Source organism: Stenotrophomonas sp. INTA L402-1, from assembly GCF_059295135.1.
This window is the reverse complement of record NZ_JCAFWP010000024.1, coordinates 18,934-39,714: the sequence shown is the minus strand read 5'-3', so window position 1 is coordinate 39,714 and position 20,781 is coordinate 18,934. Positions and strand designations below refer to the sequence as shown.

General features: G+C 66.2%; 22 protein-coding genes and 1 tRNA gene. 5 read left to right on the top strand and 18 right to left on the bottom strand.

Features of this window, described 5'->3' with window-relative positions; genetic code table 11:
- Window positions 1–5: 5 nt before the first annotated feature.
- Window positions 6–2,144, bottom strand: coding sequence for a TonB-dependent receptor (locus AC5O77_RS14325; RefSeq protein WP_478058238.1), 2,139 nt, complete (start codon window positions 2,142–2,144; stop codon window positions 6–8).
- 129 nt (window positions 2,145–2,273) lie between these two features.
- Entirely contained in the window at window positions 2,274–2,669 is a 396-nt protein-coding gene (locus AC5O77_RS14320) for a DUF2946 family protein (RefSeq protein WP_478058237.1), read from the bottom strand.
- Window positions 2,670–2,928: 259 nt separating this feature from the next.
- Between AC5O77_RS14320 and AC5O77_RS14315 the strand changes: the two genes are divergently transcribed.
- Complete coding sequence (locus AC5O77_RS14315; RefSeq protein WP_430345018.1) at window positions 2,929–3,510, top strand: hypothetical protein; 582 nt, start codon at window positions 2,929–2,931, stop codon at window positions 3,508–3,510.
- 32 nt (window positions 3,511–3,542) lie between these two features.
- Window positions 3,543–4,640: an XVIPCD domain-containing protein gene (locus tag AC5O77_RS14310; protein WP_478058236.1), complete on the top strand. Its 1,098-nt coding sequence runs from the start codon at window positions 3,543–3,545 to the stop codon at window positions 4,638–4,640.
- Between the two features lie 34 nt (window positions 4,641–4,674).
- Here the strand turns inward: AC5O77_RS14310 and AC5O77_RS14305 are convergent, their stop codons facing one another.
- Complete coding sequence (locus AC5O77_RS14305) at window positions 4,675–5,055, bottom strand: tautomerase family protein (RefSeq protein WP_032127756.1); 381 nt, start codon at window positions 5,053–5,055, stop codon at window positions 4,675–4,677.
- A 564-nt stretch (window positions 5,056–5,619) separates the two neighbouring features.
- Between AC5O77_RS14305 and AC5O77_RS14300 the strand changes: the two genes are divergently transcribed.
- Window positions 5,620–6,027 (top strand): hypothetical protein, encoded by a 408-nt coding sequence (locus AC5O77_RS14300; RefSeq protein ID WP_478058235.1) that lies wholly within the window; start codon window positions 5,620–5,622, stop codon window positions 6,025–6,027.
- Window positions 6,028–6,079: 52 nt separating this feature from the next.
- Complete coding sequence (locus tag AC5O77_RS14295) at window positions 6,080–6,643, top strand: hypothetical protein (RefSeq protein WP_164079933.1); 564 nt, start codon at window positions 6,080–6,082, stop codon at window positions 6,641–6,643.
- Between the two features lie 84 nt (window positions 6,644–6,727).
- On the opposite strand, the gene AC5O77_RS14290 is transcribed toward AC5O77_RS14295, so the two are convergent.
- The 14 genes from AC5O77_RS14290 to AC5O77_RS14225 all read right to left on the bottom strand — a co-directional run bounded on the left by AC5O77_RS14290 (window position 6,728) and on the right by AC5O77_RS14225 (window position 18,163).
- Window positions 6,728–6,802, bottom strand: a tRNA-Val gene (locus tag AC5O77_RS14290).
- Window positions 6,803–6,991: 189 nt separating this feature from the next.
- Window positions 6,992–7,345, bottom strand: a complete 354-nt coding sequence (locus AC5O77_RS14285; protein ID WP_004146965.1) for a PilZ domain-containing protein — start codon at window positions 7,343–7,345, stop codon at window positions 6,992–6,994.
- Entirely contained in the window at window positions 7,342–8,298 is a 957-nt protein-coding gene (locus AC5O77_RS14280; RefSeq protein ID WP_350259907.1) for a DNA polymerase III subunit delta', read from the bottom strand. The genes AC5O77_RS14285 and AC5O77_RS14280 overlap by 4 nt, the downstream gene beginning before the upstream one ends.
- Entirely contained in the window at window positions 8,295–8,960 is a 666-nt protein-coding gene (gene tmk, locus AC5O77_RS14275) for a dTMP kinase (protein ID WP_478058234.1), read from the bottom strand. Before tmk ends, AC5O77_RS14280 begins: the two co-directional genes overlap by 4 nt.
- Complete coding sequence (mltG, locus tag AC5O77_RS14270) at window positions 8,957–10,018, bottom strand: endolytic transglycosylase MltG (protein WP_317217318.1); 1,062 nt, start codon at window positions 10,016–10,018, stop codon at window positions 8,957–8,959. The genes tmk and mltG overlap by 4 nt, the downstream gene beginning before the upstream one ends.
- A gap of 211 nt (window positions 10,019–10,229) precedes the next feature.
- A complete protein-coding gene (locus AC5O77_RS14265) occupies window positions 10,230–11,594 on the bottom strand; it encodes an aminodeoxychorismate synthase component I (protein WP_478058233.1) in 1,365 nt (454 codons plus the stop codon).
- 124 nt (window positions 11,595–11,718) lie between these two features.
- Entirely contained in the window at window positions 11,719–12,981 is a 1,263-nt protein-coding gene (fabF, locus tag AC5O77_RS14260; protein ID WP_049463472.1) for a beta-ketoacyl-ACP synthase II, read from the bottom strand.
- Between the two features lie 143 nt (window positions 12,982–13,124).
- Window positions 13,125–13,364, bottom strand: coding sequence for an acyl carrier protein (gene acpP, locus AC5O77_RS14255; RefSeq protein WP_005415509.1), 240 nt, complete (start codon window positions 13,362–13,364; stop codon window positions 13,125–13,127).
- A gap of 152 nt (window positions 13,365–13,516) precedes the next feature.
- Window positions 13,517–14,260, bottom strand: coding sequence for a 3-oxoacyl-ACP reductase FabG (fabG, locus tag AC5O77_RS14250; protein ID WP_004146899.1), 744 nt, complete (start codon window positions 14,258–14,260; stop codon window positions 13,517–13,519).
- Window positions 14,261–14,342: 82 nt separating this feature from the next.
- Window positions 14,343–15,287 carry an ACP S-malonyltransferase gene (gene fabD, locus AC5O77_RS14245; protein ID WP_478058232.1) on the bottom strand — a complete coding sequence of 315 codons (945 nt, stop codon included), beginning with the start codon at window positions 15,285–15,287 and terminating at the stop codon, window positions 14,343–14,345.
- 135 nt (window positions 15,288–15,422) lie between these two features.
- The gene (locus tag AC5O77_RS14240) at window positions 15,423–16,205 is read right to left on the bottom strand and encodes a BUD32 family EKC/KEOPS complex subunit (RefSeq protein WP_032127765.1); all 783 of its coding nucleotides are present in this window, start codon (window positions 16,203–16,205) and stop codon (window positions 15,423–15,425) included.
- Window positions 16,206–16,282: 77 nt separating this feature from the next.
- Window positions 16,283–17,260, bottom strand: coding sequence for a beta-ketoacyl-ACP synthase III (locus AC5O77_RS14235; protein ID WP_032127766.1), 978 nt, complete (start codon window positions 17,258–17,260; stop codon window positions 16,283–16,285).
- Between the two features lie 91 nt (window positions 17,261–17,351).
- On the bottom strand, window positions 17,352–17,546 hold the full coding sequence (gene rpmF, locus AC5O77_RS14230) for a 50S ribosomal protein L32 (RefSeq protein WP_004154640.1): 195 nt from the start codon (window positions 17,544–17,546) through the stop codon (window positions 17,352–17,354).
- Window positions 17,547–17,653: 107 nt separating this feature from the next.
- On the bottom strand, window positions 17,654–18,163 hold the full coding sequence (locus tag AC5O77_RS14225) for a YceD family protein (protein WP_032127767.1): 510 nt from the start codon (window positions 18,161–18,163) through the stop codon (window positions 17,654–17,656).
- A 113-nt stretch (window positions 18,164–18,276) separates the two neighbouring features.
- Between AC5O77_RS14225 and AC5O77_RS14220 the strand changes: the two genes are divergently transcribed.
- Entirely contained in the window at window positions 18,277–18,846 is a 570-nt protein-coding gene (locus tag AC5O77_RS14220) for a Maf family protein (protein WP_049400644.1), read from the top strand.
- A 98-nt stretch (window positions 18,847–18,944) separates the two neighbouring features.
- Here AC5O77_RS14220 and AC5O77_RS14215 read toward each other — a convergent pair whose 3' ends face one another.
- Entirely contained in the window at window positions 18,945–20,780 is a 1,836-nt protein-coding gene (locus AC5O77_RS14215) for a glycosyltransferase family 39 protein (protein ID WP_032127769.1), read from the bottom strand.
- Window position 20,781 lies beyond the last annotated feature (1 nt).

Sequence of the window (20,781 nt, the reverse complement as noted above, 5' to 3'; positions counted from 1 at the left end):
CGTCCTCAGAAGCGATGATCGACGGTGAACTCGACGCGGCGATCCGCGCCCAGCAGCCACTGTGTACTGGTGTAGTACGCGGTGGCGTAGTACGCCTTGTCGAACACGTTGAACAGGCGAGCGGTCAGCCGCGTGCGCGGTGCTGCCTGCCAGGTCAGCGCCAGATCGGTGGTGCTGTAGCCGGGCAATTCCAGCGTATTGGCATTGTCGGCGTAGCGCTTGCCGACATAGCGAACGCCACCCGCCGCGCTCCAGTCCGGCGCGAACCGCCAGCTCAACCACACATTGGCCAGGCGTTCGGCCACGTTCGGCGGCACGTTGCCATCACGCGAGACCAGCATCGGCGGCGAACCGGTGGTTTCCAGGAAGTCCTCGAACTCGGCCTTCAGCACCGTGGCGTTGGCATCCAACGTCCAGTGCGGCGCGAAGTTCCAGTTCAACGACGCCTCGATACCGCGCGAGGTCTGCGCGCCCACCTGCACGCGGCGGTCCGGTACCAGCGGATCGCGGCTGAGCAGCCCGGTCTTGCGGATGCGATACGCCGCCAGCGTCCACTCGCCGCCATCGAACGCCTGCTTCAGGCCCACTTCGATCTGCCGCCCCTTGGCCAGGTCGAAGGCACCGTTGGCCGGGCTGATCATCAGCAGGCCACTGACAGGGTCCGCCGCCTGCGAGTACTGCGCATATAGGCTCAGCGTCGGCTGCAGCGCGAACACCGTGCCTGCACGCCAGCCGGTGCTGCTGTAGGTCTTCGAGAATGCGTTCTGGCCACTGATCAGATCGGTGCGGTCGATGCGCGCGCGGTCGTGACGCAGCCCACCCAGCACCGACCAGCGCTCGCTCAGCGCCACGCGGTCTTCCACGAACAGCGCGTACTGCTCGGCGCGGTTGCGGTAGCGCGGCAGGTTCGGCGCGTCGCTGACGAAGTGGCCCGGCACCGGATCGAACGGGCCGACCGGGCCCGAGCTGCCAGCATAGGTGTTGTTGGTGTGCTTGAAGTGCGCGCGATTGGCGTCCAGGCCCACCGCGAAGCTGTTCTGCAGGTCACCCGCCGTTCCCTGCACACGCATCGTCGAGGTCAGTCCGGTCTGATCCTGGTTGTGAGTGATCTCGGTATTGCCCGATCGATCAATCAAGCCAGTGGCGCGGTTGTAGACATAGGCCTCGGCATTGCGCCAATCGCGTTGGCTGTCGATCTGGTAGAGGCGCGTGCGCCATTCCACGTTCGCGGTCGGCGTCCACAGCGCATCGAGCTGGGTCCAGCGGTCACGGTAGCGGATCTCGCTGTCATCCACGTTGTAGTTGCGGTGGCGCAACGCCTCCAGCTGGCGGCCCTCGACCAGCGGCGTGCCGAAGTAACGCATCGGCTGCTGGTAGCCCTGCGCATGGGTGAGGGTCAGCTGCAGGTCGGTGCGCGGCTGCCACAGCAGCGCGCCGGAGAACGTCGCATCGTTGTTGCGGCCACGGTCCACCCAACCGCCGCTGTAGTTGCCACTCACATCCAGCCGGTAGGCCAGCTCGGGCGTCAGCGCGCCACCGCTGCCGAAGCCCAGGCGCGCGGTGTCCTCGCTGCCCACGGTCACGCTGATCTCGTTTTCGATGGCACCGCGCGAGGGCTTCTTCGGCACGATGTTGATCACGCCGCCGATCGCGCCATCACCGTGGATCACCGAGGCCGGCCCGCGCAGCACTTCGATGCGCTCGATCGACCAGGTATCGAACGGGAACGTGATGCACACGCCGCCGTACTGGCGCAGCCCGTCGTACAGGCGCATCACCGAGGCGCCATCGGTGAAGCCGCGGCTGGACAGCGCGCTCAGGCCGTTGCCGGGGTGCGGCATCGCACTGATCGCGCCTGCCCGGCTGATTGCATCGTTGAGGTTGCTGTCGCCACGCTGTTCCAGCTGTTCGCGCGAAATCACCGTCAGGCTGGCCGGTGTCTGCAGCACGCTCAGGCCCAGTGCGGATCCGGCGTTGGCGGTGGACGAGAGTTCGCCGCTGCGGGTATCGACCACCCGCACGGTATCCAGCGTGGTCGGTGATGCCGCATCAGCGGCAAGCAGGGGCGCGGCGTGCAGGAGCAACGCGCACAGGACAGGCAGCGTCGCCCGGCGCAGGTGCGCGGAGTTGGAGTTCGTTTTCATTTGTTCACGGCATGCAAGGCCACCCCGCAATGGCAGGGCAGCAATCAGAAAGGGACAAACACGCGCGTGCGGGCACCGGCCGTGGCCGGCAACCTCATGGAAGGCAGATCAGTGCAACGCGCGTGCGGCTCAGGCGGCCATGAAGGCCGGCGGCCCACGCGCTCCCAATGTGCCGCTGATCCGTTGCGGCAGCGCCCGCACCGCACCGCGCAGCGCGCGGCACACCGGTGCCATCGGCGTCAACAGCAGCAATGCCGCCACCAACAGGGTGATCAACCGCGCTGCGATCAGGCAGTAATCGCAATCCACGCCCATCTCATGATCGGCGTGTGGATCGACGGCCGGCTTCTTTGCGGCGTCGCCGTGCGGCATCGCCATCGCGTGATGGTCGTGGTGCCCGTCCATCGCGTGCTGCGCATGCTCCGCGTGCATTGCGTGGTCCATGGCTGCCACCGGCGCAGCGGCAGCCACGTGACCGTGCGCCAGCCAGCGGCTCACCAGCGGGGCGAGCAGCACCAGCAGCATGGCAAGCCATGCCAGGGCCTGGAACCGGCGGTGGAGAGCAGAACGGCGCACCCGGCCATTCTACGGGGCCACGGTCAACCTTGGACCCCGTTCAGGGTTTGACCCCTGCGACACGGTGACGCAGGCCCTGCCTGCTGCGCCAACCTGTGGGCTGTGATGTGAACGCGCCGCATGGCGCTCCCGGGCTCCCCGTGCTTGCGGGCCCTGCATCGCGAACGTTAGGGTTCAGGGGCCACGGCAAGGAGCCAGAGGAACCTGCATGACCATCCCCATCAAGCCCCGCCTGCGCATCGGCCTGCTTGGTCTGTGCGCGCTGCTGCTTGCCGCCTGTGCCGACAAGGGCCCTCCCCCGCCGCCAGAGCCGCTAGAACTCTCACAGCCCATCGCCGTGGACGCGCCCGGCCAGCAGGTGCAGTTCGAGTTCGAAACCACGGCGCGCAATTTTGCCAGCTACCGCACTTATGCGGTGGAACTGGAACTGCAGCGGCGAAGTCCAACCACAACGGGCACGCCCGATATAGCAAGTATCAACATCCCATTCGAAGTATCCCTGCAGCGTCGGGAAGGCACTACCTGGCAGGAGATTGCAACACAGGACAGCTATCAGGCACGCGCGCGCAACGGTGTTGAGCCGCTCCCCTCGTGGCACCACTCTGAGAGCTGGCGCTATGCCTCGCTCGCATCAGGCAGCGACGGCAGCTACCTCCTGAACGTGACAGCGCTGCCGCTGGAGCTCGGCAGCAGATACCGGCTGCAGATTCAAACGGTCCATGCCATATCAGGACTGCAAGACTATTCGGCAACGCTAGTCGTGCACGCCTCGCGTCCTGCAGGGAAGTGACACCATTCATTCGAAGGAACGAAGGAGTTTCCATGAACAAGCCCCGCTACAGCCTGGACATTGTCATTGCCGCACCCGGCACCCCACTGCTCGATCCCGATTCGGGAAAGCAGCAGCTGACGCCCGATGGCATTCCTGATACTTCCGGGCCTGGCCACATGTTCTATGTTCTGCACGCTCCAGGTAAAGCGGCGCAGAGTTTCGGCTTCGCACCCGTCGAGCATGGCAGCATGAATGGTCCCGGGCGCATCGTCAGAGACGACGTGAAAGTCTATAAGGACCCCGCCCATGTCCGTACCATCGAAATCACCGAAGCCCAGTACAACAAGCTCAAGGCGTTCGGCGATGATCCAGTGGCGCACGGCTTCAGCAAGCACTATGCCGACGTGCGTCACAACTGCGTGGACTTCACCTGGGGCGCATTGAATCATGCGGGTATCCAGCGCAAGCAGAGCCTGGACGTGAACAGCATCGGCGGCCCTGTTGGGCAATTGCTGCCCGATGTCCGCATTCCGCTGGGCGTCCAGTCACAGGGCAAGGACGGCTATCGTCCGCTGCGCAACATCCATGGCGTGGACAGCATTGAGCCCCCTTTCCCCAACAGCGAACTCAACCGCACCATCACTCATCCCCTGCCCGAGCGCAGCTTGAAGCAGCGTCTGCTCAGCGAAACCGATGGCATTGATGGCCCCTTGGGCGAGCGTCTGGCTGCGGACGCGCGCGCACCGGGGCACAGCCTTCATGCCTTGGACCAGAAGGTGCGCACCGCACTCGCCCAGGCCAGCGAACAGCAGGGACTGCCCCCCGGACAGGAGCATGAACGCCTGGCCGGCCATCTGACCCACGCGGCGGTGCAGGCCGGCTTCAGCGAAAAGGACACGCTGCACGTGGCATTCAGTTTAAACAGCACCGCCGAGGTACCCGGCTACGTATTCCTGCATCGCAACGGCGACACCGCCTCGCCGGACCCGGCCGCCAATCGCCAGCGTCTGTCCCTGCTCGATACGCAGCTGGGCGACGCCGATACGCTGTATCAGCAGGCCAACGTGCAGCAGCAATCCCGCGATGCAAGCCGGCTGGTGCAGGACGAGCAACAGGCACAACAGCAGGCATCGCCGCGCATGGCCTGACCAAACCGCGTCAGGCGCAGACACCGTTCCCGCATCAACTCACGTACTGCGCCTGACCGTTCCCGAAGGACCAGTTCTCCTTCTTCACTTCCACCAGATTGATGAACACGTCTTCGCGGCGGATACCCACCGCCGCATGCAGGCCATCGGCAATGCCCAGGTACAACGCTTTTTTCTGCTCCAACGTGCGCCCTTCGTTCCAGGTGATCTGGATGCAGATGAAATCGTCGGTGCGATCCACGCCCAGGTAGCCGGGATCGTAGATCAGCGTGTCCGGCGCGTGTTCCTGAAAGATCTGGAAGCGGTCGTTTTCCGGCACGCCCACCGCGCGCATGGCCTGGTAGATGGTTTCGCCGACGCGTTGCAGGTAATCGGCGGATTTACCTTTGCGAAGATCGATACGGGCGAGCGGCATGGTGGCACTCCAGAGTGGATGGGCACGGCAACGGGCTGAGACTACGCCTGCCCGGGGCGGCGGGACAGCGCAGGGATGGAACCCTCTGGCTCCATGCGTGGCATGGTCCCGTCTCCGCCGCGCGGGGTGACGCGATTGCCGTGGCGGCGCCGCTCTGGAGTCATCTCGTGCACGGTCGGCAGGGGCGGCGATGTGCGCCATCAGTGATGGGCCGCACTACTCGCGGGTGTCGGACGGCACACAACGGGAAATGTCTGGCCTGCCTAGGGACAGTTGAGAATTTTCCTTACAGACCGATGTGATTGCCCGGCCAGATGATCGCTGCGTCGAGGCAAGACGCCTTGGCCGGGATTGGCGTCTCGAAAAAGCAAACCGAACGGACAGGTTGCGCAGCAGTGCGTAGCCGCAAGAATGCACCAACTGCCCTCAATGGCGGGCGGTGCGTGGGGATCACTCGATCCGCCGGGTGATTTCTCACTCCGTTGTGTTTGCCCCGGTACGCCAACCCGCACCGTCCGCCACCTTCACTCCGGAAGGTGGCCCTGCGCCAGTGAGGGTTTCGCCATGACCAACCGCACCGCCATCCATCCCCGCCTATTCGCCCTTATCGGCGACGTCGCCGCCGACGTGCCTGAAGACTTCGCACGCGAGATCGAGTGCGCCTTGCACGAACAGAATCTGCCCCTACAGTCGCCTGCCTTCTTCGCCTGCCTCAATGCCATCAGCCGCGCCGACGGCGATGACGGGCAGCCGTGCAACAGCCTCACTCTTGGTGCCAGCAACCACGCCTCGTTGCGCCGTTCGATGTCTGGGCTCAGCGCAGTGCTCGATCTGCTGCAGGCCGCCGACCGCGCGCGTAACGAAGGCGGCCCGGACGAACAGTTGGGCGCTTTCCACACCGACGGGCTGATCGTGGCCGCACGACAGTTGGTGCGCGAGGCACATCATTGCCTCTCCAGCGGCGATGCCTGACCGGCCCGGATGTGCTCCCGCTACAATCGAGCAGGGAGCGCAGGAGGCCGCAATGGACGCCGAACACCTGGAGTACTTCAAGGCCGCACTGGAAGGCCGCGCAAGCGTGGGCTGGAACGTCTGGTTCACCGCCAACCAGCAGGCGCTGGCGCAACACCTGAGCCGTCCTGCACTGCTGCGCTTGAAGTTCAGCAAACTGGATGAAGCCGAACGCCTGCTGGCCGAGGCCGGCATCGTGCCCTGCAGCACAGCGGGCAAGCGCTACGAAATGTACTGCGCGCAGTTCTCGGCGGACGTGGTGGACGCGAACGGTCGCCCGCTACCGGCCATCTGGCGCGCGGCGCACGGCGGTGCCATCGGCCTGCTTGCCGATGGTGAGCAGGAGGCCGGCCAGGCGAAGCTGCTCGCGGAGTTCCGCCGCGTCCGCAAGCGCGGACTGCAGCAGGCCCAAGAATGGTTGGCCGATCTGTGCTTTGAAGGCGAGATGGAACTGAGCGGCGGCAATGCCGATGTGGGCCGTAGCCTGCTGGCGGTGGTGGTGCGGGCCGGCAGCGGTCACGACCTGCTGGATGCAACCGCGATGATCGCGCGCGAGCTGCTGGAGGACCTCGGCTGAAACGGTGATCGCTTCGGCGGGCACTACGGAATCACAGGCAACAAAAAAGCCCCCATTGCTGGAGGCTTCTTTTGTTCTGCAACATGGTGGGCGGTACAGGGATCGAACCTGTGACCCTTGCCGTGTGAAGGCAATGCTCTACCGCTGAGCTAACCGCCCGGTGTGTTGCTGAGCCGCTCATTATAGGGGCTTTTCAGAGGCCGTCAACAGTTTTTCACATAGGTGTTCACGGGCGTTTTCGGGGACTGCGGTCGAGCATGGCTTGACTCTACAGAGGGGCGGGTTCACAGGCGTTTCGGGGCATGCAGCCGAGCATGGCTCGGCTCTACAGGACCGCCCAGCGCGGCCTCACATCGTGTGGGTCGGCTTGTCCGAGCTGGTCAGGCCAGCCAGCAGGGTCTCGATCTTGTGGCGCACGCCCTCGCCTTCGGCGCCATCGGCCAGCTGCACGCCGATGCCGGCGGTACGGTTGCCCTGCGCACCGGCCGGGGTCACCCAGATCACCTTGCCGGCCACCGGCAGGCGTTCGCTGGAATCGGGCAGGGTCAGCAGCAGGAACACCTCGTCACCCAGGAAGTAGCGCTTGGGCGTGGGTACGAAGATGCCGCCATTCTTCACGAACGGCATGTACGCGCTGTACAGCGCGGCTTTGTCCTTCACAGCCAGGGACAGGATGCCCTGGCGGGCGTTGCTGGCACTCATCGATTTCCCCTTGCGGCAGGCCGCTCGTTCACCTTGTTCCAGGCCAGCAGCAACTCGACCACCGCAAGGTCTGCACGCACCGTGGTGCGCAGCAGGTCGCGGGTGCGGTTGGCCGCATCGAACCAGGCTGCAAGCTTGTGCAATCGCTCCGGCGTGGTCAAGGCATCGGTGCTGGCCTGGGCCAGCGCCAGGTCGGCCGCAAAGCGCAGTCGCAGCGCCGCGTTGTCATCACCGCACCACTTCTGCGCCAGCTCCACCGCGCCGGTCTTGCCGGCGGCCAGCTGTTCCAGTTCGCGGCCCACTTCGCGGCGCAGGCTCAGGCCATCTTCGCGCAGCCAGTTGTCGGCCTGGCCGGGATGACCACGCGCAGCCTCCAGCGCTTCGCGCGCAGATGCTTCGCCATGGCCCTGCTGCTGCAGCCAGGCCAGCGCTTCGTGCTGCGGCGGCAACTTGAATTCCAGACGCTGGCAACGGCTGCGGATGGTCTGCGGCAGGCGCGCCGGGTCGCTGCTGATCAGCCACAGGTAGCGGCCGGGCTGCGGCTCTTCCAGCGTCTTCAGCAGCGCGTTGGCCGCCGAGCGGTTGATCGCATCGGCCGGGTCGACGATCACCACCTGCGCCACGCCGTACTGCGGGGTCAGCGCCAGCTTGTCGGTGATCTCGCGCACCTGCTCGATGACGATCTCGGTGCGCAGCTTGTCGCCGCTCTTGTTCGGAATGAAGCTGACCAGCTGCAGGTCAGGATGGGTGCCGGCGGCGATCAGCTGGCGCGTGCGCGTGGCATGCGCGGCATCACCGCGCGCCAGCACGTGGTCGGCCAGCGCCAGTGCCACCTCGCGCTTGCCCAGCCCGGCCGGGCCGCAGATCAGCAGGCCATGACCAAGGCGGTCGGCATCGAGCGCTGCCACGGTCTGGTCGAACGCGCGCTGCTGCCACGGCGAGAATGTACTCATGCGCCCTCCCCGTCCTGCAGCCAGCGCTCGACCTGCGCGACCACATCGGCCGCTACACGCGCCTGCACCTGGCCGGCGTCGATCAGCGCGAAGCGCTGCTGGTCCTGCTGCGCGCGGCTGCGGAACACTTCGCGCACGCGCTGGAAGAAATCATCCTGTTCGCTTTCGATGCGGTCCGGCCACAGATCGCGCCCGTTGGCGCGTGCGCGGCCTACTGCCACGTCCACGTCCAGCAGCAGGGTCAGGCCCGGCAGCAGGCCCACCGCGCGTCGTTCCAGATCGGCAATCCACTGCGGGTCGAGGCCACGGCCACCGCCCTGGTAGGCGTAGCTGGAATCGGTGAAGCGATCGCTCAGCACATAGGCGCCGCGCTGCAGTGCCGGCTGGATCACCTGGCGCACATGCTGCGCGCGTGCAGCGAACACCAGCAGCAGCTCGGCTTCGGCGCTGAGCGGCTCGGCGGCGATCTCGGCATCGGGTTTCAGCACCAGGCCACGGATGCGCTCGGCCAGCGGCGTACCGCCCGGCTCGCGGGTCAGCACCACCTCGTGGCCGTGGCTGCGCAGGCAGTCACGGATGGCATTGATGGCGGTGGTCTTGCCTGCGCCCTCGCCGCCTTCCAGGCTGACGAAACGCGGGTGGCGAAGCAGCGCGGGACTCATTGCGCCGGGGTCTCCTTGGTACGTTGCTGGCGCAGCTGCTGCAGGTAGCGGGCCACTGCGGCGTTGTGCTGGTCCAGGCTGGGCGAGAACACGTGCGCGCCACTGCCATCGCCCACGGCGACGAAGTACAGCGCGTCGCCCGCTGCGGGTTGCGCGGCTGCCATCAGCGCATCGCGGCTGGGCATGGCGATCGGGGTCGGGGTCAGGCCGGCGCGGGTATAGGTGTTGTAGGGCGTATCGGTGGTCAGGTCGCGGCGGCGGATGTTGCCGTCATACGCAGCACCGATGCCGTAGATCACGGTCGGGTCGGTCTGCAGGCGCATGCCGATCTTCAGGCGGCGCATGAACACGCCGGCGATCTGCGGACGCTCGCTGGCCAGCGCGGTTTCCTTCTCGATGATCGAGGCCATCGTCAGCAGTTCGTAGGGCGTGTTGATCGGCAGGTCCGGCGCACGGCTTTCCCAGGCTTCATCCAGTGCGTCCTGCATTGCAGCGTGAGCACGCTTGAGCACATCAAGATCGCTGTCGCCACGCTGGTAGACGTAGGTCTCCGGCAGGAAGCGGCCTTCCGGATGCTGGCCACCGAAGCCGAGGCGCTGCATCAACGCGGCGTCATCGAGGTTGTCGGTGGTGTGCAGCAGCGGCTCGGCGCGCTTGAGCGCGGCACGCAACTGGCGGATGTTCCAGCCTTCAATGATCGTGACGCGGTGCTGCAGCACCTTGCCGGCGCGCATGCGCAGCAGCAGATCACGCGGGGTCAGGTCGTTGCTGAGCGCGTACTCACCCACCTTCAGTTTGCCGGCCGCATCGAGCTGGCGCGCCAGCAGCTGCCACTGCGCGTCCTGGCCCTCGTCCACGCCGGCGTCGCGCAGCTTGCGCAGCACCGTGTTCATGCCGTCGCCACTGGCGATGACCACGCTTTCGGCGGACGGGGTGATCGGAGCGTCGGCGAACCGGGTCTGCTGGTAGAAGAACCACGCGCCCGCGCCGGCCACGACGGCGGCCAGCACCACCACCAGCGTTACCACGAACAGACACCCGCGCTTGGCTCCCGCCATGGACTACCTCTGAACTCGATTCCGTCGTGCAGGATACCGTGCCGGTGGATTGGGGTCATGACCGGGGGCATGCGCCTGTGCCGACCGACGGTCGGCACCCACCCGAACAATGGCACCCACCGGTACCGGTAGTGCCGGCCGCTGGCCGGCAATCGCGCGGATCATGGGTGCATGAGGTTGCCGGCCAGCGGCCGGCACTACCGGAATACGCCTACCCCTGCTGGCCCAGCGCGCGCAGCAGACCGCGGGCCTTGGCGCGGGTCTCGTCCAGTTCCTTGTCCGGGTCCGAATCAACCACGATGCCGGCGCCGGTGCGGAAGCTCACCTCGTGGCCATCCACTTCGGCGGTGCGGATCAGGATGTTCAGGTCCAGGTCGCCATCGCGGTTCAGCCAGCCGAACGCGCCGGTGTAGGCACCACGCGGCACCTGCTCCAGCTCGCTGATGATCTGCATGCAGCGCACCTTCGGGCAGCCGGTGATGGTGCCGCCGGGGAAGGTGGCGGCGATCACCTCGCCGGGGGTGACCTCCGGGCGCAGATGGCCGCTGACGTTGCTGACGATGTGATGCACGTGCGCGTAGCTCTCCACGGTCATCAGCTCATCGACCACCACGGTGCCGGGCAGGCAGATGCGGCCCAGGTCGTTGCGTTCCAGGTCGATCAGCATCACGTGCTCGGCACGCTCCTTCGGGTGACCGACCAGCTCCTGGATGCGCGCAGCATCATCGTCCCCCTCGAAGCGCGGACGCGTGCCGGCAATCGGACGGGTCTGCGCGTGGCCGGCATGCACCGACACCAGCCGCTCCGGCGAGGAACTGACCACATGGCGGCCGTGCGCGCTGAACAGGCCGGCGAACGGTGCCGGGTTGGCACGGCGCAGCTGCGCGTACAGCGCCTGCGGGCTGACCGGTGCGGCAAACTGCGCGCTCCAGCGCCGCGACAGGTTCACCTGGAACACATCGCCGGCACGCAGGTATTCGATCACCCGGCGCACGCCGTCGGTGAAGCGCTGCGGCGCGTCCTCGCCGACCGACTGCGGTGGCTGCCAGCCCTGCCCGGCTTCGGGCAGCGTGGCCGAGGCCAGTGCCACCAGCGCATCCAGCAACGCCTGCTCGCCGGCTTCGGCGATGACGAAGCTGGCCTCGTGGTGGTGGTCGTGCAGCACCGCGGCCGGGCAGCGCAGCGCCAGCGCGGTCGGGCGGCCGTCCTCGCGTGCGCGCGCCGGCAGCACCGGTTCTATCTGGCTGGCCACTTCGTAGTCCAGCATCAACGCCCAACCACCGCGGAACGGCAGGCTGTGGCTGCCGTCATGCGGCAGGCGTTCGCGCTGCCAGGCACGGTCCAGCACCTGCAGGAAGCTGCCGGCCTGCACCGCGTCGTGCTGGTCGCGCACCTGGCCATCGGCATCCAGCCGCAGGCTATCGCCCTGCGCGGCCAGCAGCAGGCTCCAGCGGCCCTGGGCAGTGCCCGAGGCGGTGGATTCCATCAGCAGCGGGAAGCGCGACGGGTCGTGCTGCTGCAGGGCCAGCAGATCGATCGGGTGCGGCAGCGGGTGGATCAGCGGTGCGTGGGTCATGGCGGCCAGTTCGGGGATTCAGATGCACGGAAGCCGCCTTGCGGCGGCCTCCTCGTGCGTAGAGTCGAGCTTGCTCGACTGTGTTGCACGTTCAGTCGAGCATGGCTCGACTCTACAACGCCGGTCAGACGCGCTTGAAGATCAGCGTGCCGTTGGTGCCGCCGAAGCCAAAGCCATTGGACATCACCACGTCGACCTTGGCCTGGCGCGCTTCGTTGGGCACGTAGTCCAGATCGCAGCCTTCGCCCGGCTGCTGCAGGTTGATGGTCGGCGGAATGACATTGTCCTGCAGCGCCATCACCGAGAAGATCGCTTCCACGCCGCCGGCGGCACCCAGCAGGTGGCCGGTCATCGACTTGGTGGAGCTGACCATCATCTTGTAGGCGTGGTCGCCGAAGGCGGTCTTCATCGCCATGGTCTCGCCCAGGTCGCCCAGCGGCGTGGAGGTGCCGTGCGCGTTGAGGTAGCCCACCTGTTCCGGGGTCACGCCGGCGTCCTTCATGGCCATGACCATGCAGCGGGCGGCGCCTTCGCCGTTCTCGCTCGGTGCGGTCATGTGGTACGCGTCGGAGCTGGCGCCGAAGCCGGCCAGTTCGCAGTAGATCTTCGCGCCACGTGCCTTGGCGTGCTCGTACTCTTCCAGGATCAGGATGCCGGCGCCGTCGCCCAGCACGAAGCCGTCACGGTCCTTGTCCCACGGGCGCGAGGCCTGTTCCGGGGCGTCGTTGCGGGTGCTCATGGCCTTCATCGCGCAGAAGCCGCCCAGTGCGGTCGGCGACGAGCCACGCTCGGCACCACCGACCACCATCACGTCGGCATCGCCGTACTGGATCATGCGCATGGCGGTGCCGATCGAATGGTTCGAGGTCGCGCACGCAGACACCGCCGAGAACGACGGGCCCTTCAGGCCGGTGATGATGCTCAGCTGGCCCGGCAGCATGTTGATGATGGTCTTGGGCACGTAGAAGGGCGAGATCTTCTTGCCCTCATGGAACTCGATGGTCTGCTCTTCGATGCCGAGCAGGCCGCCGATGCCGGCGCCGACGATGGCGCCGATGCGCTCGGCATTGGCGTCGGTGATCTCAAGGCCCGAGTCATGCAGGGCCATGAACGAGGCACCGAGGCCGTAATGGATGAACGGGTCCATCTTCTTGGCATCCTTGCCGCTGACCCGGAATTTGCCGAACAGTTCATTGTCGGCGGTGATGTCGAATCCCTTGACCTCACCTGCAATCTTGGTGGTGAACCGATCCAGATAGGCATCAGAAACGTTGGTCAGCGGACCGATGCCCGAACGACCCTGGGTGATGCCTTCCCAGCTGCTGGCCAGATCATTGCCCAACGGCGAGACGATACCCAGGCCGGTTACGACGACGCGACGCTTCATTGCTGATTCTCCTGGCCCGGATGATTTCAACGGGCAACTCGGTTTGCTTCGGTGTGATGCTCAAACACACGGGGCCGCAACAGCGGCCCCATGGGGTGCGGTGCGCGGCGAGCGTGAGCCCGCGCGCGCACTGCCGTCTGACATCAGGCCTTGACGTGGGCCTTGATGTAGTCGATGGCGGCCTGCACGGTGCTGATCTTCTCGGCTTCTTCGTCCGGGATCTCGCACTCGAATTCTTCTTCCAGGGCCATCACCAGCTCGACGGTGTCCAGCGAGTCAGCGCCCAGGTCATCGACGAACGATGCGCTGTTGGTGACTTCTTCTTCCTTGACGCCAAGCTGTTCGACGACGATTTTCTTGACGCGTTCTTCGATGGTGCTCATGGGATCTCGCTCCAGATGGAGTTGTGGTTCAAAAGTGGTCGCCATCAAAGGCGATGGCCGTGGGATAGTGTAGTGGAAACCGGCGCGGCCTTGCATCGCAGCAAAAACCTCCGCAGATCAACCACTTGCGGCGCAATCCCTGCGCCCCTTGCTTACGGCATGTACATGCCACCGTTCACATGGAGGGTTTCGCCGGTGATGTAACCGGCAGCCGGGCCGGCCAGGAAGGCCACCGCATGGGCGATGTCTTCCGGCGAACCCAGGCGTTCTAGGGCGATGTCGTTGATCAGCGCGGTACGCGCTTCTTCCGGCAACGCCTTGGTCATGTCGGTGTCGATGAAGCCGGGTGCGACAACATTGACGGTGACACCGCGCGAACCGATTTCCTTGGCCAGCGACTTGCTGAAGCCGATGATGCCGGCCTTGGCGGCAGCGTAGTTGGCCTGGCCGGCATTGCCGGTCACGCCCACCACCGATGCGATATTGATGATGCGGCCCTTGCGCGCCTTCATCATGCCGCGCATCACCGCCTTGCTGGTGCGGAACACGCTGGTCAGGTTGGTGTCGATGATCGACGCCCAGTCCTCATCCTTCATGCGCATCAGCAGGTTGTCGCGGGTGATGCCGGCATTGTTCACCAGGATCGAGATCGGGCCGAATTCCTTGGCGATGCCATCGAGCACGCTGTCCAGCGCGGCGGCGTCGGTGACGTTCAGCGCGCGGCCGTGGCCACCGTGGGCGGCCAGGCGCTCACCGATCGCGGCGGCGCCGGATTCAGTGGTGGCGGTGCCGATGACGGTGGCGCCCTGGGCGGCCAGCAGATCGGCGATGGCGGCACCAATGCCACGGCTGGCGCCGGTGACCAGTGCGATTTCACCCTGCAGGGGCTTGCTCATGATGTTTTCCTCAGGCTGGGACGGCCGCCGTACCCGTACCGCTTGCAGCGGCCACCGGTACGGTCGGCAGGAACAAGGGGGATCAGGCCGACCATGCCTCGCGGGCGGCTTCGAAGTCGCCTGGCGTGGCCAGCGAACGGCCGTCGATGGCCTTGTCGATACGCTTGACCAGACCGGTCAGCACCTTGCCCGGGCCGCACTCGGCGATACGGGTGACGCCACGGCCAGCCAGCGCCTGCACGCACCCGGTCCACTGCACCGGCTGGTACAGCTGCTGGACCAGCGCGTTACGGATCGCGTCAATGCCGTCATGCACCTTGGCGTCGACGTTCTGCACCACCGGCAGCTGCGGCGCCTGCCAGGCCAGGCCGGCCATCACTTCGGCCAGGCGGTTGGCGGCTTCGCGCATCAACGGGGTGTGCGAGGGCACGCTCACGGCCAGCTTGACCGCCTTGCGCACGCCCTTCTCGGCCAGCAGCGCCAGCGCACGGTCGACCGCGTCGGCGTCGCCACCGATCACGATCTGGCCCGGCGAATTGAAGTTGGCCGGCACCACCACCTGGCTGCCTGCGGCTTCGGCGCAGACGTCCAGCACCAGCTGGTCTTCGGCGCCGAGCACGGCGGCCATGGCACCGACGCCGGCCGGTGCGGCTTCCTGCATCAGTTGGCCGCGCAGGCGCACCAGGTGCGCACCGTCATGCAGGCTCAGCGCGCCAGCGGCGACCAGGGCGGTGTACTCGCCCAGGCTGTGACCGGCCAGCACCGACGGGCGCGGACCGCCCACGGCGTTCCAGGCGCGCCACACGCCGATGCTTGCGGCCAGCAGGGCCGGCTGGGTGTATTCGGTGCGGTTGAGCATTTCCTCCGGGCCACCCTGGGACAGCGCCCACAGGTCGACGCCGGCACCATCGGATGCCTCGGTGAAGGCTTCACGCACCTGCGGGTGCAGTTCAGCCAGCTCGGCCACCATGCCCACAGACTGCGAGCCCTGGCCGGGGAAGACAAAAGCGAGGGTGGATACGGTCACGCGGTCATCCGCTTGTTGCAATCGAAGCGGGCCATGATAAGGGGGAACATGCCGTGTCGTCTGTACGTGCGCGTATGCACGCGTATGGTGGGCCAGCCGCGGAACGCCGCCGGGCATGGCCCGGCGGACGCACAGTCAGCAAAACAGCTGCAGGACGTCCAGATCGCCGTCGGCGAGGAAATCCACGCACAGGCCCACCAGCATCAGCACGCCAGCGGTGCTGGCGCCATGGGCGATGAAGATGGAGTGGGCCAGCGCGCGCGCCGAGCGGCCCAGCTTCATGCAGACCCGGGCCAGGCTGCGCAGGCGGCCAGTGACCGCATGCACGTGCTCGCGCACCGGCGCCTGCGCATCGCCCATCGCCTCGGCCATCATCGCCTGCAGGTGCTCGGGGCGGTCGGCGTAGTACTTGGCCACGCCATAGCCGAACATCAGCCAGTCGCGGGCCTGCGCTTCGGACAGATCCATCACTTCCAGCGGATCTTCCTCGAAGTCGATGAAACCGACCTTCTCGCCATCCCAGGTGAGATTGCGCGGCAACGGCTGACCGAAATAGGCGCCGCGCGCATGCGCTGCGGCGATGGCCAGCATGGCCGCCATCACCAGGCGGTCGCGACCGGCCTCGTCGGCTTCGCGCAGGCAGGTATTGAACGAACTGCCGTTGTCGCCGATCACCAGCGCAGCATGGCCGGTGCCCAGCACATCGGGCACGTTCACGCCCTGCGCCTGCAGTTCTGCAAGGCGACGGGCTTCGGTTTCGCGCGCGGCGTCACCGCCACGGTGCGGCGGCGGGCGCAGGGCATCCAGATGAAAACGACGGGCAACAAAATTGAGCAGGCCAAGGGCCAGCGCGCGGCTTCCCTTGCCGTACTGCTTCAGCCAGGCACGTTGCCCTTCGATGACGATGGGCTCAACCATGACAGGTCCTCCTTAAACGCGTTACGGCCCCAAAGGGGCCGCAACGACAAAGCTTCACGTTGTCGTAACTTGCACTATCAATAGCGCAGCAGAGCCGAACCCCACGTGAAGCCGCCGCCGAAGGCTTCCAGCAGCAGCAGCTGGCCACGTTCGACCTTGCCCGAGCGCACGGCGGCGTCCAGCGCCAGCGGCACCGAGCCGGACGAGGTATTGCCGTGCTTGTCGACGGTGACCACGACCTGGTCCATCGACATGTCCAGGCGCTTGGCGGTGGCTTCGATGATGCGCAGGTTGGCCTGGTGCGGAATCAGCCAATCCAGGTCGGACTTGTCCAGGCCGTTGGCAGCCAGAGTCTCGTCCACGACCGAGTCCAGCGCCTTGACGGCGTACTTGAACACGTCGTTGCCCTTCATGTTGATGGTGCCGCCGCCATTGGCGCCGTCCTTGAAGCCGGTCGAAACGCCAACCGGGTTCCACAGCAGCTCCTTCTTGCTGCCATCGGCATGCAGGTGGGTGCTGAGGATGCCGGTGTCTTCGTCGGCCTTGAGCACGACAGCACCGGCGCCATCGCCGAACAGCACGCAGGTGGTGCGATCGTTCCAGTCGACCATGCGGGTCAGCGTTTCGGTGCCGATCACCAGCACGTGCCTGCAGTCGCCGGAGCGGATGAACTTGTCGGCCACGCCCAACGCGAACACGAAACCCGAGCAGGCGGCGTTGACGTCGAAGGCGGGGCACCCGGCCACACCGAGCTTTGCCTGGATCAGGCACGCGGTGGACGGGAAAATGAGATCAGGGGTGGTCGTGCCGACCACGATCATGTCGAGCTGCGAGGCGTCGATGCCTGCGGCTTCAAGCGCGCGCAGGGCGGCGTTGTAGCCAAGGTCGCTGGTGGTTTCGCCTTCGGCCGCGATGTGCCGCTCACGAATGCCGGTGCGCGACTGGATCCACTCATCCGAGGTTTCGACCATTTTTTCCAGGTCGGCGTTGGTCAGGACTTTTTCCGGCAAATAGCTACCGGTGCCCGCGATCCTCGAGTAGATCCGCTTGCTCATCATGTTTCCTGTTGCGCGGGCCGCCGATCACCGGCACACCCGGGAAAGAAGGCAAAGGCCGCTGCCCGGAGGCAGCGGCCTTCCCGGCACATCAATCTTCTTCGACGGCCGAGGTCTTGGTCTGGATGACCTTCTTGCCGCGGTAGAAACCATCGGCAGTGATGTGGTGACGCAGGTGCACTTCGCCGGTGGTCGGGTCGGTCGACAGCTGCTTGGCGCTCAGGGCGTCATGCGCACGACGCATGCCGCGGCGGGACGGGGTGACACGGGATTTCTGCACAGCCATGGGATTGCTCCAAACTCGGTTCGTTTTGCTTCGTCGTATCGTCGCGCAGGACGCCAGCGCCCAGCACACTTTCGCTTTCGCCGCAGCCGCCGACGACAATCCGGCTGCTATTGTTTCTTCAGTGCCGCCAACGCCGCGAACGGGTTGGCCTGCTTTGTTTCTTCTTCGCTCGGCGCCCAGTCCTTGTCGACTGCTTCACCGTCGGGCGACAGCGGCACCACAGGCACCGCCAGCACCAGCTCGTCCTCGACCAGGTCCAGCGGACGCAGCTGGCCGTCTTCCGGCACCAGCAACGCCTCGTACTCCTCCGGCAGGGACGATTCCTCGTCCTCGTCGCGGATCAGGCCAAGCCTCTGGGTCATCTTCACCGGCAACAGGAATCGCTGCATGCTGCGCTGACAGGTCAGCGGCAACGCGGTGTCGATGGTCAATTCCACATAGGATACCCGCAAGACGTCGTCGCGACCGAATTCAAGCGAGTAATTGCACTCACCGTCGGTATCTGCGACCAACCCCTGCAGGCGGGTCAATTCAGCCAGGGACACCTGACCGTCGAAGCGCCTTCGCGCTACAACCATCCGCCAGGCATCCAGCGTTTCGGGCACGTTCGCGGACATAAGCCGCTGAATACTAAGGATCGGGGCGGCGGCTGTCAAATGCCCGCCATACAGGACTTGCCGCTGGCGCTGCGGACACGCCAGACTGCCGCGCCCTGCCCCGGTATTCTCGCATGTCACTGGTCCTGGCCTCCACCTCCCGCTACCGCCGCGAGCTGCTGCAGCGATTGGGCCTTGCCTTCGACTGCGCGCGCCCGGAGGTGGATGAAACCCCGTTGAATGGCGAAGCGCCGCGGGCTCTGGCCACGCGCCTGGCTGCGGCCAAGGCCGCCGAGGTGGCTGCCCGCCATCCGGGCGCCTGGGTAATCGGTTCGGACCAGGTCGCGGACCTGAACGGCCAGCCGCTGGGCAAACCCGGTACGGTCGAGGCCGCCTGTGCGCAGCTGGCAGCGATGTCCGGGCAGACCGTGCGCTTCCACACCGCCGTCTGTCTCAGCCGTGATGGAGAATCATTCACGGCCGTCGATCTGACCGAAGTCTGCTTCCGCGCACTGGAACCGGACGAGATCGCCCGCTACGTGACCACCGAGCAGCCACTGGACTGCGCCGGCAGCTTCAAATGCGAGGGCCTGGGCATCAGCCTGTTCGACGCCATCGACAACCGCGACCCGACCGCGCTGGTCGGCCTGCCGCTGATCGCAGTATGCGGATTGCTGCGCAGGGCCGGTTTCGCGGTGCCCTGAACTGTAGCGTCGAGCCCTGCCCGACTGCTTCTGCTGTAGATGGCAGGCGACCCGGAAAAAGCAGTCGAGCATGGCTCGACCCTACAAAAGCAGAGGCCTCAACGGACCTCGAACGGCTGCTCCTGCCATTGCTCCACGCTGCCATCGCGGCCATACAGGCGCAGGCCCAGCCAATGCCTGCCCGGCGCCAGCGTGGTGGTATCCAGCGATGCGTCGAAGCCCACCGCCGGGTGCTGCGGATCGGTGCTGTCCGGCCACACGGGGCGCACGTCGAATACACGCCCATAGCGGGCGTCACCGATGGAACGGCCATCGACCAGCACTTCGACACGTGCCAGGCCGACGCCATCCTTGAACGCCCAGCCCTTGATCGCGAACGTGCCGGACACCTTCTCGCCATTGGACGGCGCATCCAGCCACGCCATCGCCGGCGTCACGCACGGCCCTTCCGCGCGCTGCACCGGCAGGCGGAACAACAGGAAGCGCTGGAACCCGTGATCACTGCTGACCACGCGTGGCGCAGGCATCGGCCCCACCTGATCGCAGATGGCGTGATAGCGCTCCAGCAGTTCGCGATAGCGCTGGTCACTGGGTGACAGCACCAGCAGCATCGGCGCCGTGCGCTCGCCCTCATGCAGCAGGCCCCACTGTGCCAGCTGCGCGGTGCGGCCATGCTTGTCATTGAGCGGATGCGGCAGCACCTCGATGTTGCCATTGCCCAGCTGGAAGCCCAGCTCGGCGCCAACCTTGAAGTTGCCGGCCAGCACGCGCGTCCCTTCCGGCATCTGCCGCAGCTCTTCATGGACCGCTACGGCCAGTGGTTGCCAGCCAGCGAAATTGCGCGGGTAGTACTTGCTGCCGGCCATCTGCTCGCGCAGTGCCGGCGTGGATGCCATCAGGTAGTAGCCGAACGCCAGCACCATGCCCGCGCCTGCCAGCCACCAGCCGGTGCGGCGCAGCCAGCGCGGCCAGCCGTTGAGCACTACCGGCACCGCCACCAGCAGTGCGAGATAGCCCGGCAGCGGCCAATGGAAACTGATCCGCTCGACGTCAGTGAAGAAGCCAAGCACGAAAATGCCCAGTGTGGATACGCCGCCCACCAGGCCGAAATAGCGCCACTGCACGCGCGCACCGCCACCGCTCCGGGTTCCTGCCAGCGCCACCTTCCACATCGCCATGCACAGGATCGGCGTCACCAGCATCGGCTGGATCACCAGGAACCACAGCCCGCCCCATTCAAAGGCCCAGGGATGACGCTCGACCACCTGGAATTTCAGACCGGCATCGTGGTTGTCCGCATTCCACGCCAGCAGTGGCAGCCATGCCAGCACGCCCACCGCCAGTGCGACCCACACGCGCGGATCGGCCAGCATGCGCCGCCCCTGCGGCAATGCCAGCAGCGCGATGAAACCGACGCCGATGACACCGATGAAACGGTAGTGGCTGAGTGCACCGATCAGCAGGCCCAGCGCCAGCTTCATCGCCGAAGAGGCATCCACGTTGTGCAGCAGGCGCGCACCGGCGTGCAGGCAGATCACCGCCGCCAGCGCCATCGGCACGTCGGGTACCGCCAGCAGGCCCAGCGTCGCCGACAACGGCATCAACAGCGTGAGGCTGCCCGCCTGCCAACCCGCCACATTGCCGAACCAGCGCGTGGCCGTGCGCACCACCAGCAGCGGCAACAGCGCACCGATGGCCAGGAACGGCAGGCGCAGCGCAAGCACGTGATGACCGCCGAGCTCCACGCCCAGGCGGGCCAGCCAGGCGGTCAACCCGGGCAGATCCGAATAGGCCGCGGCCAGATGCTGGCCTTCCTGCCAATAGAACGCTTCGTCGACGAACAGCGGCAAGCGCGCGGCAACGATCAGCTTGGCCGCTGTGACCAGCGTCCATAACCAGAGAAATATCGTCCGTGCGCGCTGTTCGCCTTGCATT